The organism is Pseudomonas sp. Z1-12 (genome assembly GCF_051132015.1).
Classification (GTDB): domain Bacteria; phylum Pseudomonadota; class Gammaproteobacteria; order Pseudomonadales; family Pseudomonadaceae; genus Aquipseudomonas; species Aquipseudomonas zanjanensis.
In genome coordinates this window covers 433,554-449,323 of the sequence record NZ_CP071647.1, presented here as the reverse complement: position 1 = coordinate 449,323, position 15,770 = coordinate 433,554, and the positions used below count along the sequence as shown (strand labels likewise).

General features: G+C 63.6%; 16 protein-coding genes. 15 read left to right on the top strand and 1 reads right to left on the bottom strand.

The features are described from left to right. Nucleotides 1-43: 43 nt before the first annotated feature. The 14 genes from J3P85_RS01980 to J3P85_RS01915 all read left to right on the top strand — a co-directional run bounded on the left by J3P85_RS01980 (nt 44) and on the right by J3P85_RS01915 (nt 13,334). A complete protein-coding gene (locus J3P85_RS01980; protein WP_434704716.1) occupies nt 44-778 on the top strand; it encodes a glycosyltransferase family 2 protein in 735 nt (244 codons plus the stop codon). After that, complete coding sequence (locus tag J3P85_RS01975; RefSeq protein ID WP_434704715.1) at nt 775-1,719, top strand: glycosyl transferase; 945 nt, start codon at nt 775-777, stop codon at nt 1,717-1,719. Before J3P85_RS01980 ends, J3P85_RS01975 begins: the two co-directional genes overlap by 4 nt. After that, entirely contained in the window at nt 1,700-3,244 is a 1,545-nt protein-coding gene (locus J3P85_RS01970) for an HAL/PAL/TAL family ammonia-lyase (protein WP_434704714.1), read from the top strand. Before J3P85_RS01975 ends, J3P85_RS01970 begins: the two co-directional genes overlap by 20 nt. After that, a complete protein-coding gene (locus J3P85_RS01965; protein ID WP_186706050.1) occupies nt 3,237-3,662 on the top strand; it encodes an acyl-CoA thioesterase in 426 nt (141 codons plus the stop codon). Before J3P85_RS01970 ends, J3P85_RS01965 begins: the two co-directional genes overlap by 8 nt. After that, nucleotides 3,659-4,252, top strand: coding sequence for a LolA family protein (locus tag J3P85_RS01960; protein WP_434704713.1), 594 nt, complete (start codon nt 3,659-3,661; stop codon nt 4,250-4,252). Before J3P85_RS01965 ends, J3P85_RS01960 begins: the two co-directional genes overlap by 4 nt. Then, complete coding sequence (locus J3P85_RS01955; protein WP_434704712.1) at nt 4,236-6,575, top strand: MMPL family transporter; 2,340 nt, start codon at nt 4,236-4,238, stop codon at nt 6,573-6,575. Before J3P85_RS01960 ends, J3P85_RS01955 begins: the two co-directional genes overlap by 17 nt. Before the next feature lie 23 nt (nt 6,576-6,598). After that, nucleotides 6,599-7,858: an NAD(P)/FAD-dependent oxidoreductase gene (locus tag J3P85_RS01950; RefSeq protein WP_434704711.1), complete on the top strand. Its 1,260-nt coding sequence runs from the start codon at nt 6,599-6,601 to the stop codon at nt 7,856-7,858. Further along, nucleotides 7,855-8,583, top strand: a complete 729-nt coding sequence (locus J3P85_RS01945; RefSeq protein WP_434704710.1) for a class I SAM-dependent methyltransferase — start codon at nt 7,855-7,857, stop codon at nt 8,581-8,583. The genes J3P85_RS01950 and J3P85_RS01945 overlap by 4 nt, the downstream gene beginning before the upstream one ends. Beyond that, entirely contained in the window at nt 8,580-9,062 is a 483-nt protein-coding gene (locus J3P85_RS01940; protein WP_434704709.1) for a DUF3261 domain-containing protein, read from the top strand. The genes J3P85_RS01945 and J3P85_RS01940 overlap by 4 nt, the downstream gene beginning before the upstream one ends. Before the next feature lie 182 nt (nt 9,063-9,244). Further along, nucleotides 9,245-10,441, top strand: coding sequence for a beta-ketoacyl-[acyl-carrier-protein] synthase family protein (locus tag J3P85_RS01935; RefSeq protein WP_434704708.1), 1,197 nt, complete (start codon nt 9,245-9,247; stop codon nt 10,439-10,441). Continuing rightward, complete coding sequence (locus tag J3P85_RS01930; RefSeq protein ID WP_434704707.1) at nt 10,438-10,905, top strand: ApeP family dehydratase; 468 nt, start codon at nt 10,438-10,440, stop codon at nt 10,903-10,905. The genes J3P85_RS01935 and J3P85_RS01930 overlap by 4 nt, the downstream gene beginning before the upstream one ends. After that, complete coding sequence (fabG, locus tag J3P85_RS01925; RefSeq protein ID WP_003197011.1) at nt 10,902-11,630, top strand: 3-oxoacyl-ACP reductase FabG; 729 nt, start codon at nt 10,902-10,904, stop codon at nt 11,628-11,630. Before J3P85_RS01930 ends, fabG begins: the two co-directional genes overlap by 4 nt. Beyond that, nucleotides 11,630-12,856 carry a beta-ketoacyl-ACP synthase gene (locus J3P85_RS01920; protein WP_186706059.1) on the top strand — a complete coding sequence of 409 codons (1,227 nt, stop codon included), beginning with the start codon at nt 11,630-11,632 and terminating at the stop codon, nt 12,854-12,856. The genes fabG and J3P85_RS01920 overlap by 1 nt, the downstream gene beginning before the upstream one ends. Before the next feature lie 31 nt (nt 12,857-12,887). Next, nucleotides 12,888-13,334, top strand: coding sequence for an excinuclease (locus J3P85_RS01915; protein WP_434704706.1), 447 nt, complete (start codon nt 12,888-12,890; stop codon nt 13,332-13,334). Between the two features lie 462 nt (nt 13,335-13,796). On the opposite strand, the gene J3P85_RS01910 is transcribed toward J3P85_RS01915, so the two are convergent. After that, nucleotides 13,797-14,327: a hypothetical protein gene (locus J3P85_RS01910; RefSeq protein WP_434704705.1), complete on the bottom strand. Its 531-nt coding sequence runs from the start codon at nt 14,325-14,327 to the stop codon at nt 13,797-13,799. A gap of 407 nt (nt 14,328-14,734) precedes the next feature. Between J3P85_RS01910 and J3P85_RS01905 the strand changes: the two genes are divergently transcribed. Beyond that, nucleotides 14,735-15,742 (top strand): alpha/beta fold hydrolase, encoded by a 1,008-nt coding sequence (locus tag J3P85_RS01905; RefSeq protein ID WP_434704704.1) that lies wholly within the window; start codon nt 14,735-14,737, stop codon nt 15,740-15,742. Nucleotides 15,743-15,770: the final 28 nt, after the last annotated feature.

Here is a 15,770-nt window from a genome sequence, read left to right as displayed (position 1 = left end):
CTCCCTCGCCACAAAGAATGCCTTTGCAACAGGGGCAGAGCCCATGCATAACCCCTGCGCCGTCATCCCGGTCTACAACCACGAAACCGCCATCTCGGCGGTGGTCCTGGCGTTGCTCGCCAACGGCCTGCCCTGTGTGCTGGTGGATGACGCCAGCAGCCCGGCGTGTGCCGCGGTGCTGGAACGGCTGGCCGAAGGCGAGCAGGTGCATCTGCTCAGGCTGGCCGTCAACCAGGGCAAGGGCGGTGCAGTGATGGCCGGCCTGCGCGAAGCCTCGCGCCTGGGTTTCAGCCATGCGCTGCAGGTGGATGCCGACGGACAGCACGATCTTGGCGACGTAAAGACGTTCATCGAGCAATCCCGGGCCCACCCGGACGCGGTGATCTGCGGGTATCCGCACTACGACGCCAGCGTGCCGAAAGGGCGCCTGTATGCGCGCTACCTCACCCACGTCATGGTCTGGATCAACAGCCTGTCCCTGCAAATCCGCGACTCGATGTGCGGCTTTCGGGTCTATCCCTTGGCACCGACCCTGGCCGTGATCGACTCGGCCAACATCGGCAAGCGCATGGATTTCGACTCGGACATCCTCGTGCGCCTGGCCTGGCGCAATCAGCCGATGCACTGGCTGCACACCCGGGTCCATTACCCCCAGGATGGGGTTTCGCACTTTCGCCTGTTCCACGACAACGTGCTGATTTCCAGCATGCACACCCGGTTGTTCTTCGGCATGCTGGTGCGCTTTCCCCTGATTCTCTGGCGACGGTGGCGGGCATGAGTCTTCAGGCAGACAAACAGCATTGGGCCGACCGCCAGGAGCGCGGCAGTTACTGGCTGATGAAACTCACCGCCCTCGCCGCCAAGGTGCTCGGCCGGCGCTTGCTGACCCCGTTGCTGTACGGCATCGTCCTGTACTTCTTCATTTTCGGTCGTAGCGCCCGGCAGGCAGCCTGGCAATACCAGCAACGCCTGGCCGACTGGAGCGCACGTCCCGAATTGCGCCCGACCCGCTGGCGGGTGTTCGGGCAGTTCATGGCCTTTGCCGATTCCCTGCTCGATAAACTCGACGTCTGGAACGGCAAGTTGAGCATCGACCAGATCGAAATCGTCGACCCGGCGCTGTTGCGCAATCATCTGCGCGATGCCCGCGGACAAATGCTGGTGGGCGCGCACCTGGGCAACCTGGAGATGTGCCGGGCCCTGGCCGAGCTGGGCGAGAAAGTCACCATGAACGTGCTGGTGCACACCAAGCACGCCGAGCAGTTCAACCGCTTGCTGGGCGAGGCCGGCGCCACGCACCTGCGGCTGATCCAGGTCAGCGAACTGGACCCGGTGATCATGTTGCAGCTGAGCGAACGCCTGGAGCGCGGCGAATGGCTGGCGATTGCCGGCGACCGCGTGCCGCTGCACGGCGGGCGCAGCGTGACCGTGGACTTCATGGGTCACCCGGCGGCATTCCCGCAGGGCCCGTGGTTGCTGGCCGGCCTGCTCAAATGCCCGGTCAACCTGCTGATGTGCCTCAAGCACGAGGGGCGCTATCGCGTCACCCTCGAACCCTTCGCCGATGCCGTGACGTGGAAGCGCAACGAGCGTGAGCAAGTGATCGCCCACTGGGCCGCCCGCTACGCCGAGCGCCTGGCGCAGTACTGCCTCCAGGGCCCGCAACAGTGGTTCAACTTTTACCCTTTCTGGAAGACCGATGACGATGCCCACTCTTGAGCCGGTAACCTTCGGCGAACGCCCCTTGCGCATTGAAGACGTGCTGGCCCTGGCCAACCGCCAGGCGCCGACGCAGTTGCAGGATGACCCGGCGTTCCGCCTGCGCATCGCCAAGGGTGCGCAGTTCCTCGATTCCCTGCTGGACAAGGAAGGCGTGATCTACGGCGTGACCACCGGTTACGGCGACTCTTGCGTGGTGGCCGTGCCGCTGCACCACGTCGAGGCCCTGCCCCGTCACCTGTACACGTTCCACGGCTGCGGCTTGGGCAAGCTGCTCGACGCCCAGGCCACTCGCGCCGTGCTCGCGGCGCGTTTGCAGTCGCTGTGCCACGGCGTGTCGGGGGTGCGGGTGGAACTGCTGGAACGCCTCCAGGCCTTTCTCGAACACGACATCCTGCCGCTGATTCCGGAAGAAGGTTCGGTGGGCGCCAGCGGCGATTTGACGCCGCTGTCCTACGTCGCCGCCACGCTTTCCGGCGAACGGGAGGTCATGTTCCGTGGCGAGCGCCGCCTGGCCGCCGACGTGCACCGTGAACTGGGCTGGACGCCGCTGGTGCTGCGGCCCAAGGAAGCCCTGGCGCTGATGAACGGCACCGCGGTGATGACCGGCCTGGCCTGCCTGGCCTTCGCCCGCGCCGACTACCTGCTGCAACTGGCGACCCGCATCACCGCGCTGAACGTGGTCGCCCTGCAAGGCAATCCGGAACACTTCGATGAACGCCTGTTCGCCGCCAAACCACATCCGGGGCAGATGCAAGTCGCCGCGTGGCTGCGCAAGGACCTGGCAATCGACGCGCCGACCGCGCCACTGCATCGCCTGCAAGATCGCTATTCCCTGCGCTGCGCGCCCCATGTGCTCGGGGTATTGGCCGACAGCCTGGGCTGGCTGCGCGGGTTCATCGAAACCGAACTCAACAGCGCCAACGACAACCCGATCATCGACGCCGAAGCCGAGCGCGTGCTCCATGGCGGGCATTTCTACGGCGGGCACATCGCCTTCGCCATGGACAGCCTGAAGAACCTGGTGGCCAACGTCGCCGACCTGCTGGACCGGCAACTCGCGCTGCTGGTGGACGAGCGCTACAACCATGGCCTGCCGAGCAACCTTTCCGGCGCCAGTGCCGAGCGAGCGATGCTCAACCACGGCTTCAAGGCCGTGCAGATCGGCACCAGCGCCTGGACCGCCGAAGCCCTGAAAAACACGATGCCGGCCAGCGTGTTCTCGCGCTCCACCGAGTGCCACAACCAGGACAAGGTGAGCATGGGCACCATCGCCGCCCGGGACGCGATCCGCGTGCTGGAACTGACCGAACAAGTGGCCGCCGCCACCTTGCTCGCCGCCAACCAGGGCGTCTGGCTGCGCAGCCGTGCCGAAGACGCACGTCCACTGCCACCGGCCCTGGCCGCCATGCACCAGCAACTGGCCGGGGATTTCCCGCCGGTCATCGAAGACCGCGCCCTGGAAGGCGAACTGCGCCTGTGCCTGCAACGCATCGCCGAGCAACACTGGAGGCTGCATGCGTAGCCAAGGTGTTTTGCACGTCGACACGCAGATCGTGGTGCCATTTTTCGACGTCGATTCGATGAACGTGGTCTGGCACGGCCATTACGTCAAATACCTGGAAGTGGCCCGCTGTGCCCTGCTCGACCTGATCGGCCACAACTACAACGACATGCTCGAATCGGGGCATGCGTGGCCGGTAATCGACCTGCAGTTGCGCTACGTACGCGGTGCCGTGTTCGGCCAGGCCCTGACCGTGCGCGCCAGTCTGGTGGAGTGGGAAAACCGGCTGAAGATCAACTACCTGATCAGTGATGCCGCGACAGGCGAACGCTTCACCCGGGCCAGTTCAGTGCAAGTGGCCGTGGACATGGCCACTCGCGAGATGCTGCTGGCCTCGCCACGGGTCTTTGTCGAAGCCGTCGAGAGGAAACTGTCATGAAGCGCCTGTTCATCTGGCTGCTGCTGTGCAGCCTGTCGCCGCTGGCCCAGGCGTTCGATCTACAGCAATTAAGTGACCAACTGGCCCGCCCGGAGGTGATCCACGGCCAGTTCATCCAGGAAAAACACCTGCGCGCCCTGCCCCAACCCCTCACCAGCAAGGGCCGCTTCGTACTGGCGAAAAACCACGGGCTGCTGTGGTTGCTGCAAACCCCGCTGCAACAGGACTACCGCATCACCGCCCAGGGCATCGCCCGGCGGGACGGCAATGCCTGGCAAATGCTGCCGAACAAGAGCGCCGGCGCCGAGCAGAACCGGCTGTTCCTGGCGGTATTGCAGGGCGACAGCAGTGGCCTGCAACGGGATTTCGAGCTGAGCCTGTCGGGCGAGCCGCAGCAGTGGAAGCTCACCTTGACCCCGCGCTCGGTGCTGCTCAAGCAAGTCTTCAAGCAGATCAACATTGACGGCGGCGAACTGGTCCAGCGCATCGAACTGCTGGAAACCCAGGGCGACAGCACCGTGCTGCGCATGCTGGACGCTACCGCCGCGCAACCTTTGAGCGAAGCGGAGCAACATGACTTTGCCGAGTGAACGGATGCTGCCCCGGCTGTTCTTGATCCTGCTGCTGGCGGTGCTCGCGCTCGCCGGCTGGCAATGGCGCAACGGCGCGCCGCTGTCGGCCAACCTCATGGAGCTGGTGCCGGGCACCTCGCCCGATGCCCTGGAGCTGATCGCCGAGCAGCGCATGCAAGAGCCGCTCAACCGCGAGGTGCTGGTACTGGTCGGCCATACCGATCGCCAGCAAGCCATCGCCCTGGCGCAAACCCTGGGTGAGCAATGGCAGGCCAGCGGCCTGTTCGACAAGGTGCAATGGACGCTGCAGGCCGACGTGCCGGCGCTGCGCACGCAACTGCTCAACGGCCGGCTGGCGATGCTCTCGGCGGCGGACCGGGAGCAATTGATCGAGCAGCCCCAGGCGTTCATCCAACAGCGGGTGCAGGCCTTGTTCGATCCGTTCAGCGGTTTCAGCCTGGTGCCGAACCAGGACGATTGGCTGGGCCTGACCGGGCGTATCCAGAACAGCCAGCCACAACGCGGCGCGATCCAATTCGACATCGGCAGCGGTGCATTGATCGCCGATGCCGACGGTAAAAGCTGGGTGATGCTGCGGGCTCGCGCCCAGGGCAACGCCTTCGACATGAACCTGCCGCTGCAAGTGGCCGAACTGCTGCAACGCAGCCGCGACCAGGCGAGCCAGGCCCAAGGGCAATTGCTGGCCGCCAGTGGCCTGCTGTACGCCGCCAGCGGCCAGCAACAGGCATCGCGGGAAATCACCTGGGTTGGCGGTGGTGCAACCATCGGCATCTTGCTGCTGCTGTTGCTGGCCTTCCGGCGCCTGCGTGTGTGGCTGGCGTTCGTGCCGGTGCTGGTGGGCATGCTGTTCGGCGCGGTGGCGTGCGTGGCCTTGTTCGGACGCATGCATGTGATGACGTTGGTGCTGGGTTCGAGCCTGATCGGTGTCGCGGTGGATTACCCGCTGCACTACCTGTCCAAGAGCTGGAGCCTCAAGCCGTGGCGCAGCTGGCCGGCCTTGCGCCTGACCCTGCCGGGGCTGAGCCTGAGCCTGGCGACCACCTGCATCGGCTATCTGGCCCTGGCTTGGACGCCGTTCCCGGCCCTGACCCAGATCGCGATATTTTCCGCCGCCGGGCTGGTGGGCGCCTACTTGACTGCGGTCTGCCTGTTGCCGGCGCTGCTCAAAGGCGCAGACCTGCGTCCCGCCCAGTGGCCGCTGCGGCTGTGCGAATGCCTGCTCCAGATCCGCCAGGCGTTATTGGCGAGGGTGCCCACGCCGGTGCTGCTGGTGCTGTTGCTGAGCTTCTGCGCGGGCGGTCTGTGGCACCTGACCACGAAAAACGACATCCGCCAATGGATCGGCACACCCCAGCACCTCACCGACGAAGCCCGCGACATCGCGCGCATCACCGGCTTTCAGCCCACCAGCCAGTTCTTCCTGATCCGCGCCGACGATCAGCCCCAACTGCTGGAGCGCCAGACCGCCCTCAACGAGCGACTGGATCAGTTGATCGCCCTGGAAAAACTCCAGGGCTACCTGTCACTGAACCAACTGGTAAGCCCGCCCGCCGACCAGCAGAAAGTACGCGAAGCACTGGCCCGATTGCCGGACTTCTGGCAACCGCTGCTCGACCTGGGCGTGCCGCTCGGCGCACTGCAAGGGGAGCTGGCGCAATTGCAGGCCTTGCCGGTGACAGACATCGATGCCGCGCTGGCCGGCCCCCTGGCCGAGCCGTACCGCACACTCTGGCTCGGCCCCACGACGCAAGGCGTGGCCGCCATGATCAGCCTGCAAGGCTTGAACGATGCCGCGCTGCTGCGCGTGCAAGCCTTGGACCTGCCGGGCGTGCAACTGGTGGATCGCCTGGGTGACCTGAACCGGGTCTTCGCCGCCACGCAGGTCAGCGCCGCCGAGTTGAAACTGGCCTCCTGCGTGCTGATTGTGCTGCTGCTGATCTGGCCTTTCGGGGTCAGCGCGGCCTTGCGCATCGTTGCCCTGCCGTTGCTGGCCGCGCTGTGCAGCCTGGCGAGCCTCGGCTGGCTGGGACAACCACTGACGTTGTTCAGCCTGTTCGGCCTGTTGCTGGTGACGGCCATCGGCGTCGATTACGCGATCCTGATGCGCGAACAGATCGGCGGTGCCGCCGTGAGCCTGCTGGGCACCCTGCTGGCAGCCGTCACCACCTGGCTGTCGTTCGGCCTGCTGGCATTGTCCAGCACACCGGCGGTGAGTAACTTCGGCCTGGCGGTGAGCCTGGGGCTGGCCTTCAGTTTCATGCTGGCGCCCTGGGTCGGGCGCCAGGAACACCCTATACCTGCTCAAGAAGATCAACGATGACCCAGGATATTCAAGGAATCCCAATGCCTGTCACTGAAACGGAATATCGCCAGGTCGTCATCATCGGTGCCGGCCCCTCCGGTGCCATCGCCGCCGCCCTGCTCAAGCGCAAGGGCCACGATGTGCTGGTCATCGAGCGCCAGCATTTTCCACGGTTCTCCATCGGTGAGAGCCTGTTGTCCCATTGCCTGGATTTCGTCGAAGAAGCCGGCATGCTCGACGCGGTGAATGCCGCCGGCTTCCAGCGCAAGAACGGCGCCGCGTTTGCCTGGGGCGAACGCTACAGCGCCTTCGATTTTGGCGAGACCTTCAGCAACGGCAAGCCCACGACTTTCCAGGTGCAACGCGCCGACTTCGACAAGTTGCTGGCCGACCAGGCCGCCCTGCAAGGCGTTGAAATCCGCTACGGCCAAGCGATCACCAGCGCCGACTTCAGCCTCGCCAAGCCACGCCTGGGCGTGCAGCGCGAAGACGGCAGCGAGTACCGTGTCGAAGCCGACTTCGTGCTCGATGCCAGCGGCTATGGCCGCGTCCTGCCGCGCCTGCTGGACCTTGAGGCGCCGTCGAACTTCCCGGTGCGCCAGGCCGTGTTCACCCACATCGAGGATCGCATCGACGCCCCGGCGTTCGACCGGGAAAAAATCCTCATCACCACCCACCCGAGCAAACGCGACGTGTGGTTCTGGACCATTCCGTTCAGCGGCGGACGCTGCTCGGTGGGCGTGGTCGCGGCGGTGGAACATTTCGCCGGCCGCACCGACGACCTCGATGCCTGCCTGCGCGGTTTCATCGACGAAACCCCGAGCCTGGCCGGCGTGCTGCAGAACGCGGTGTGGGACACTCCGGCACGGACCATCGGCGGCTATTCGGCCAACGTCAAGACCCTGCACGGCCCAGGCTTTGCCCTGTTGGGCAACGCCGCGGAATTCCTCGACCCGGTGTTCTCCTCCGGCGTGACCATTGCCATGCGGTCGGCAAGCATGGCCGCTGACGTGCTCCACCGTCAGCTGCAAGGGGAAAGCGTGGATTGGCAAAGTGAATTCGCCGAACCGCTCAAGCGCGGCGTCGATACCTTCCGCTGCTACGTCGAAGGCTGGTACGCCGGCACCTTCCAGGACGTGATTTTCTACACCGAAGGCTCTGACGACATCCGCCGCATGATCAGCTCGATCCTGGCCGGCTACGCCTGGGATCAGCGCAACCCGTTCGTCAGTGAGCCCAAGCGGCGCCTGCGCATGCTCTCGGAAATCTGCGCGAGCCCGGCGCCGAGCCAGCAACCATGAGCTACCTGAGCGACAACTACGTCGAAGAAACCCGCTTCGGCTTCTGGTTCCTGCGCAGCCACACCTGGCAGCACCATGTGTTGCGCGTGGCGATCAACGACCTGCGCAGCCTGTTCAGCAACCCGCTGCCGGCCCACCCGGTATTGCTGGACGCCGGCTGCGGCCAGGGCAAGTCGTTCCAGTACCTGCGCCAGGCGTTCGCACCACAACGCCTGATCGGTGTGGATGCCGACCCTCACAGCCTCGACCTGAGCCGGGAGGAAGCCGCCCGCCAGGGCATGGCCGTGGAGCTGATCGGCAGCGACTGCGCGACCTTGGCAGTGCCCGACGCCAGCGTCGACCTGCTGTTCTGCCACCAGACGTTCCATCACTTGGTGGAACAGGAAAAAGCCCTCGCCGAATTCTACCGCGTCCTCAAGCCCGGCGGCTATTTGCTGTTCGCCGAATCCACCGAAGCCTACATCGACACCTGGGTGATCCGCTGGCTGTTCCGCCACCCGATGCACGTACAGAAAAGTGCTGCGCAGTACCTGCAGATGATCCGCGATCAAGGGTTCCAGTTCGAAGAACGCAACGTGTCCTACCCGTACCTGTGGTGGAGCCGTGCCAAGGATTTCGGCCTGCTGGAGCGCTACGGCCTACGCCGGCCCAAGCCGTTTGGCGAGCGTGAGGAAACCTTGGTCAACGTGGTGGCGCGCAAGCCTCGCGAAGGGGCTGCAGGATGATCCGTGGCCTGCTGATCGCCTGCGTGTTGCTGCTCAGTGCCTGCGCCAGCCAGGCACCACTGCCCGCCCGCACGCCTACCCTGGCATTGCCGATGCAACTGCACATCGAGCGGACAATGGCCGGCCAGCGTCAGGACTGGTTGCTGGTGGTCCAGCGCGAAGGCAACGGCATCCGTTGGTCGATGATGGACCCGTTGGGCATTCCCCTGGCCCGCCAGCGCCTAGTCGATGGCCAGTGGCAGGCCGACGGTCTGCTGCCCCCCAATGCCGAGGCCCGGGAATTGTTCGCCGCCCTGCTGTTCGCCCTGACGCCTGCGGTCGAGCTGCCCGGCAACTACCCGGCGGCGCGACAACAGGCGTCGCAACGGACCCTCGAGAATCGTTGGCAGGTGCGCTACACACAACCGCTGGATTTTGAAATGAGCCTGCCCCAAGGCCTGCGCTACCGCATCACACCGTTGACCGAGAACGCCCCATGATTCATGCCGATCAGCCAAGTGACTACCACGGGGAAACACACAAACCGTGGCGAGGGAGCTTGCTCCCGCTGGGCTGCGCAGCAGCCCCAAAACAGGGCCGCTTCGCGACCCAGCGGGAGCAAGCTCCCTCGCCACAGGATGATTGCTCGGCTTTATTTCTCTTAACTGACTGGCATTAGCCCATGACCGCCTATTTGAATGCCCTCGGGGTGATCTGCGCCTTGGGTCGCGACAAACACACCGTCGCGCGCAACCTGTTTGCCGGTGACTGCTCGGGCGTGCGCAGCGAGGCTGGGTGGGTGGCCGAACGGGCCTTGCCGGTCGCCGCGGTGCCCGGTGAACTCGCGTCCATCCCCCCGGCCCTGGCAGCGCAACGCAGCCGCAACAATCAACTGCTGCTGGAGGCAGGGCTGCAAATCCGCACCGAGATCGACCAGGCCATCCAGGCCTACGGTCGCGCCCGCATCGGCATCGTCCTGGGCACCAGCACGTCGGGTATCGATGAGGCGAGCCAGGGCATCGCCCATTACCTGCGCGAGCAACGCTTCCCCGACGGCTATGACTATCAGCAACAGGAGCTCAGCGCACCGGCCAACTTTCTGTCCGACTGGCTCGGCCTCAGTGGCCCGTCCTACGTGATTTCCACAGCCTGCACTTCCAGCGCCCGCGCCTTGATGAGCGCCCGGCGCCTGTTGGACCTGGGCCTGTGCGATGCCGTGCTGTGCGGTGGCGTGGACAGTTTGTGCAAATTGACCCTCAACGGTTTTTCCGCACTGGAGGCGGTGTCGAACGAGCGCTGCAATCCGTTCTCGGTGAACCGCAGCGGCATCAACATCGGCGAAGCAGCGGTGCTGTTCCTCATGAGCAAGACGCCAGGCGAGGGTGTACCGATTGCCTTGCTCGGCGACGGCGCCAGTTCCGATGCCCACCATATTTCCGCGCCTGAGCCCAGCGGTCGCGGCGCGCGCCAGGCCATGGAAAAAGCCCTGCGCTGCGCCGGCCTCGACGCCAGCCAGATCGATTACCTGAACCTGCACGGCACGGCCACCCAACACAATGACGCCATGGAAAGCCAGGCCGTGGCCGGGCTGTTTCCGGCGGGCGTGCCCTGCTCGTCCACCAAGCCCATGACCGGCCATACCCTCGGTGCGGCGGGGGCGTTGGAAGCGGCGTTCTGCTGGCTGGCCCTGAGCACCGAAAACATCGCCCTGGCCCTGCCGCCGCATGTCTGGGACGGCCAGGCCGATCCTGCCCTGCCGGCGCTGGACTGGGTCACCATCCACACCCGCCTGGACCCGGCCACCCCGCGCCGCCTGATGAGCAACTCATTTGCCTTCGGCGGCAACAACGTCAGCCTGATTATCGGAGACGCCCCATGATTGACTGGCCGCTCGCCGAACTGCTGCCCCATGCCGGCGACATGATCCTCATCGACCGGATCCTGTCGTTCGATGACGAACAGATCCACACCCACGCCACCGTCACGTCCGGCGGCTTGTTCAACCGCGACGACGGTGCACTGCCGGCCTGGGTCGGCATCGAGTTGATGGCCCAGAGCGTCGCGGCGTTTGCCGGTTGCCACGCACGCCAACGCGGCGATGCCGTGGCGCTGGGTTTTCTGCTCGGCACCCGCAAGTTCGAATGCAACGTCGACTGTTTTCCCCTCGGCACCGAGCTGAGCATCCATGGCGTGCGCTCCCTGGAAGACGACAACGGCATGGGCGTGTTCGAATGCCACATCCACGCGCCAGGCATCCATGCCACGGCCCGGCTCAATGTCTTCCGTCCGCCCCAGGCCGCCCATTACCTTCATGAACCGTCCGCAACAGGAAACCCGTCATGACTGAATCCGTACTGGTCACCGGCTCCAGCCGTGGCATCGGCCGCGCCATCGCCCTGCGCCTGGCCCAGGCCGGGCATGACATCGTGCTGCACTGCCGCAGCGGCCGCGCCGAGGCCGAAACAGTCCAGGCCCAAATCCAGGCCCTGGGCCGCAACGCCCGGGTGCTGCAATTCGACGTGGCCGACCGCGCCGCCTGCAAGGCCATTCTCGAAGCCGACGTGGAAACCCACGGCGCCTATTACGGCGTGGTGCTCAATGCCGGCCTGACCCGCGATGGCGCCTTCCCCGCCCTGAGCGAGGACGACTGGGATGTGGTGATGCGCACCAACCTCGACGGTTTCTACAACGTGCTGCATCCGGTGATGATGCCGATGATCCGTCGCCGCGCCGCCGGACGGATCGTCTGCATCACCTCGGTTTCCGGGCTGATCGGCAATCGCGGCCAGGTCAACTACAGTGCCTCGAAGGCTGGATTGATCGGCGCGGCCAAGGCGTTGGCAATCGAGCTGGGCAAGCGCAAGATCACCGTCAACTGCGTCGCGCCGGGGTTGATCGACACTGCCATGCTCGATGAAAACGTACCTGTGGAAGAACTGATGAAAATGATCCCCGCCCAGCGCATGGGCACCCCGGAAGAAGTGGCAGGCGCGGTGAACTTCCTGATGTCCGCCGAAGCCGGCTACATCACCCGGCAGGTCCTGGCCGTCAACGGAGGCTTGTGCTGATGAAGCGCGTCGTCGTCACCGGCATGGCCGGCATCACGTCCATAGGCAGCGACTGGGACACCATCGCCGCCAACTTCGCCGCCAACCGCAGCGGCATCCGGCGCATGGATGAGTGGGACCGTTTCACCGAACTGAACACACGACTGGCCGGGCCCATCGACGACTTCCAGGTTCCGGCCCACTGGACCCGCAAGCAACTGCGCAGCATGGGCCGGGTCTCGCGCCTGGCAGTGGGCGCGGCGGAACAGGCCCTGGCCGATGCCGGCCTGCTGGGCGACGAATCGATCAAGGACGGGCGCATGGGCGTGTCCTGCGGTTCGTCCACTGGCAGCACCGACGAGATCAAGGCGTTCGGCAACATGCTGCTCAACAGCGTGGCCGAAGGCCTGAACGCCAACTCCTACGTGCGCATGATGCCCCACACCACGGCGGCCAACATCAGCATCTTCTTCGGGCTGACCGGACGCCTGATCCCGACGTCCAGTGCCTGCACCAGCGGCAGCCATGGCATCGGCTATGCCTACGAGGCCATCAAGTTCGGACGCCTGCCGTTGATGCTCGCTGGCGGCGCGGAGGAATTGTGCCCGACCGAAGCGATGGTCTTCGATGCGCTCTATGCCACCAGCCTGAAAAACGATGCGCCGCAAACCAGCCCGCGGCCCTACGACAAGGGGCGCGATGGCCTGGTGATCGGCGAAGGCGCGGGCATGCTCGTACTGGAGGAACTGGAACACGCCCTGGCCCGGGGCGCACGGATTCACGCCGAGATCGTCGGCTTTGGCAGCAACGCCGACGGCCAGCACGCCACCCGTCCCGAACTGATCACCATGCGCCGGGCCATGGAACTGGCCCTGGAAGATGCCGGCCTCGAACCCTCGGCCATCGGCTACGTCAATGGCCATGGCACCGCCACCGAACAGGGCGACATTGCCGAAACCCAGGCCACCAGCAGCCTGTTTGGCGAACACATGCCCATCAGCTCGCAGAAGAGCTTCCTCGGCCACACCCTGGGTGCCTGCGGAGCGCTGGAGTCCTGGTTCAGCATCGAAATGCTGAACCGCGACCTCTACGTGCACACGTTCAACCTCGATGAAGTCGACCCCCAGTGCGGCAAGCTCGATTACCTGCGCAACGAATTCCGGCCGATGAGCCATGAATACGTGATGAACAACAACTTCGCCTTTGGTGGGGTCAACACCTCGCTGATTTTCCGCCGCTGGCACTGATAACCGCTATCCCTGGTCAAGGAGACTGATGATGTCATTGAAGAAAATCGCCGTTACCGCCGCCCTGTTGCTCAGCGCCATGCCGACCCTCAGCCAGGCCCGTGATACCACGCTTTACCTGCCTTTCGACAAAGTCGTCAACGAAGCCATCCGCACCGGCAAGATCGACCGCAGCGTGAAGTTCTACCTGGCGGGCGACGAGCCACAGGGCAAAGTCAGCGTGCTCAGCGCAGGCGAGGTCACCAATAAAAAAACCAACGCCTTCAATAAATCCGACGTAGAAGCCTGCGAATGGGTGGTGCAATCGGCGCTGATCAGCCTGCACCAAGCCGCCAAGGCCGCGGGCGCCAACGCCGTCATCAACATCGTCAGCTTCTACAAGCGCAACGAACGCCAGGATGCCACCACCTATGAATGCCACGCCGGCGCGATCATGGCCGGTGTTGCGTTGAAAGGGGACTTGGCGAAGGTGCAATAAAAAGCACCTGGGCCATGCCCTTGCGATCTTCGCTGGAGTGTGGAGCTGTCGAGTGCAACGAGGCTGCGATCTTTCCCCAAACACTTGAGTCCCAAGTGAAAGATCAAAAAATCAAAAGATCGCAGCCTTCGGCAGCTCCTACAGGGTCCGATAGCGGTGGGTCAGCGATGGTGATGTTGGCTATGCTGCCGTCATCGCGAGCAAGCTTGCTCCCACAGGGCTTGGTGGCGTGGCCAGATACTCCGAACACCCCAAATCCACTGTGGGAGCGAGCTTGCTCGCGATGGCGGTGGGTCAGTGCCGGTGATGTTGGCTGTACAGCCACCATTGCGAGCAAGCTCAGCTCCCACAGGGTTTGGGCTTGACGCCTCGGTGCTCTTCAACCTGTTTGGAGAATCCCAGCAGTCTGTGTAACAGCCATGAATCTTGCTCCCGCCGGGCTGCGCAGCAGCCTCTGTTTTATTAGCCGTTCTCCTTCATCGCATTCGGGTGCAGGTAATAAACCTCCGCCAACCTGAGCGCAGGCAAAAAGTCCTCCGCCATCGGCACCCCTTCACGCACGATGATCATGAAACGCCTCTGCAGCGTATTGATAATCTCATCGCCATTGCTCAAGCGACTGCCGACCAGCGCAATGTCGCTATTGTTTTTCCCGGCACCGGTGATGATCCGTGCCGTGCTGCCATCGGCGTACACCACCTCATCGCCTTTCTGCGCGGCGCGTACTTTCCAGCCATTATCCAAGGTGAACGTCAACGACGACGACACCTGCTGGATCGTTCCGCCGTCACGCGTCTGGCTGCCCTCGGTGGCCACTCGGTAGATGGCGATGGGCGGATGAGCTTCGACGAAGGCTTTTTGGCGGTTCATGAATGCCGCGACTTCTTCGCCGTAACCCTCCAGTTGGCGTGGCTCCAAGTACAAGTCATCCAAATGACGAAGTGATTCATGGGAGATTTCGTTGGTGTAAGGGGCATCCAAAGATGAGTGCATTTCCAAGGACCTTATTCATGGGCTTCAGGCTGCGCTCCTTGGCGTCGGGAATGAGCGCTGAGCCGGACGATTCGGAATGATGAATAAGACGTTGCAGGGCAGGTGAGTCGCAATCCCATCGGCCTGGCATCTGGAACAAATAGGAAGTGTCGTAACCGGAAATGCGCATTTTCCTACAATCTCGACGCAGTTCTTCCCTCCTCTCCTGCGGATCCCAATCGAAACATCGCTTTCGCCGCCTGTCGGACCTGTCAACTCTGACAGTATCGAAGAGGCTCAAACCCACTCCAGACTCCACACACCAAAAGCACTCCCTCACCCCAAGGATTGCTTGAGTCAACGTTCGGTCAGCTGTCCACCTTCCGAGCCACAACGCGCAGGTTGATCTCAAACAACGACGGCCCCCGATGGATAAGAAACTGATGGAGACGATAACCTGGTCGGGCATCGTCTCCACCTCGTCCCGACCTCACGGTATAACCGCCGCAGGGGAACCAAAAGTTGTGGTTGACGATGTGAAGCTGACACACGCTTACGCACACGTGAATGGAATTTGCCTGCATTACGTGATGAGCGGCGATGGCGAACAGCCGGTCCTGCTGATACATGGGTTTCCAGGCAGTTGGCGCAACTGGGAACCGTTGATCGGGCCGTTGGTGCGGGCAGGGTTTACCCCCATCATTCCTGATTTTCGCGGCGCGGGGGAAACGGATATTTCAAGCGATGGCTATGACAAGAAGAACATGGCCCATGACCTGCACGAACTGGTGATGCATCTAAAGCTCCAGCAAGTCGATGTGGTTGGCCACGATATGGGATTGGTCATTGCCTATGCCTACGCCGCGCTTTATCCAAATGACACCAAGCACGTCATATTGATGGACGGTTTCCTTCCCGGTATCCCCGGATGGGAAAGTGCTTATAACGGCGACCTGGCAACCGGCGTTGCCAGCAAATGGCATTTCCGGTTCTTTGGCAAAACAGCGACGGCAATGATCAAAGGGCAGGAAAAAACCTACCTGGACATGTTCTTCGACGACTTTGTTTTCGACGGCAACGACAAGGTGCCGGATGAAGTGCGACAGGCCCTGGTGACGGATTACACCCGGCCTGGGCGCATGGAGGCCGCCTTCAAACTCTATTCAGCCTGGGTGGAACATGACGCCAAGGACAACCTGGAATTCTCCAGGAACAAGCTGACGGGTCCGGTACTTACCATCGGTGGCGACCATTCCCGGGGACGGACGCTGGCCGAGCAGGCTACTTTTATCGCCGCGCAACCGCACTCACTGACATTGATAAACACCGGGCACTGGTTGCTTGAAGAACAACCGCAAGCCACCCGCGACGCGATCCTGGCGTTCCTGCGGTACAAAAAATATCCGCGATCCCTGAAACTCGTGACTCCACACTGACAACTGCACCGCCGCCCTTCCTTCGTGC

Bases quoted from the DNA above. Each gene is read 5' to 3' on its own strand.
- J3P85_RS01980 (WP_434704716.1), top strand. From the start codon at position 44: ATGCATAACCCCTGCGCCGTCATCCCGGTCTACAACCACGAAACCGCC.
- J3P85_RS01975 (WP_434704715.1), top strand. From the start codon at position 775: ATGAGTCTTCAGGCAGACAAACAGCATTGGGCCGACCGCCAGGAGCGC.
- J3P85_RS01970 (WP_434704714.1), top strand. From the start codon at position 1,700: ATGACGATGCCCACTCTTGAGCCGGTAACCTTCGGCGAACGCCCCTTG.
- J3P85_RS01965 (WP_186706050.1), top strand. From the start codon at position 3,237: ATGCGTAGCCAAGGTGTTTTGCACGTCGACACGCAGATCGTGGTGCCA.
- J3P85_RS01960 (WP_434704713.1), top strand. From the start codon at position 3,659: ATGAAGCGCCTGTTCATCTGGCTGCTGCTGTGCAGCCTGTCGCCGCTG.
- J3P85_RS01955 (WP_434704712.1), top strand. From the start codon at position 4,236: ATGACTTTGCCGAGTGAACGGATGCTGCCCCGGCTGTTCTTGATCCTG.
- J3P85_RS01950 (WP_434704711.1), top strand. From the start codon at position 6,599: ATGCCTGTCACTGAAACGGAATATCGCCAGGTCGTCATCATCGGTGCC.
- J3P85_RS01945 (WP_434704710.1), top strand. From the start codon at position 7,855: ATGAGCTACCTGAGCGACAACTACGTCGAAGAAACCCGCTTCGGCTTC.
- J3P85_RS01940 (WP_434704709.1), top strand. From the start codon at position 8,580: ATGATCCGTGGCCTGCTGATCGCCTGCGTGTTGCTGCTCAGTGCCTGC.
- J3P85_RS01935 (WP_434704708.1), top strand. From the start codon at position 9,245: ATGACCGCCTATTTGAATGCCCTCGGGGTGATCTGCGCCTTGGGTCGC.
- J3P85_RS01930 (WP_434704707.1), top strand. From the start codon at position 10,438: ATGATTGACTGGCCGCTCGCCGAACTGCTGCCCCATGCCGGCGACATG.
- fabG (WP_003197011.1), top strand. From the start codon at position 10,902: ATGACTGAATCCGTACTGGTCACCGGCTCCAGCCGTGGCATCGGCCGC.
- J3P85_RS01920 (WP_186706059.1), top strand. From the start codon at position 11,630: ATGAAGCGCGTCGTCGTCACCGGCATGGCCGGCATCACGTCCATAGGC.
- J3P85_RS01915 (WP_434704706.1), top strand. From the start codon at position 12,888: ATGTCATTGAAGAAAATCGCCGTTACCGCCGCCCTGTTGCTCAGCGCC.
- J3P85_RS01910 (WP_434704705.1), bottom strand. From the start codon at position 14,327: ATGCACTCATCTTTGGATGCCCCTTACACCAACGAAATCTCCCATGAA.
- J3P85_RS01905 (WP_434704704.1), top strand. From the start codon at position 14,735: ATGGATAAGAAACTGATGGAGACGATAACCTGGTCGGGCATCGTCTCC.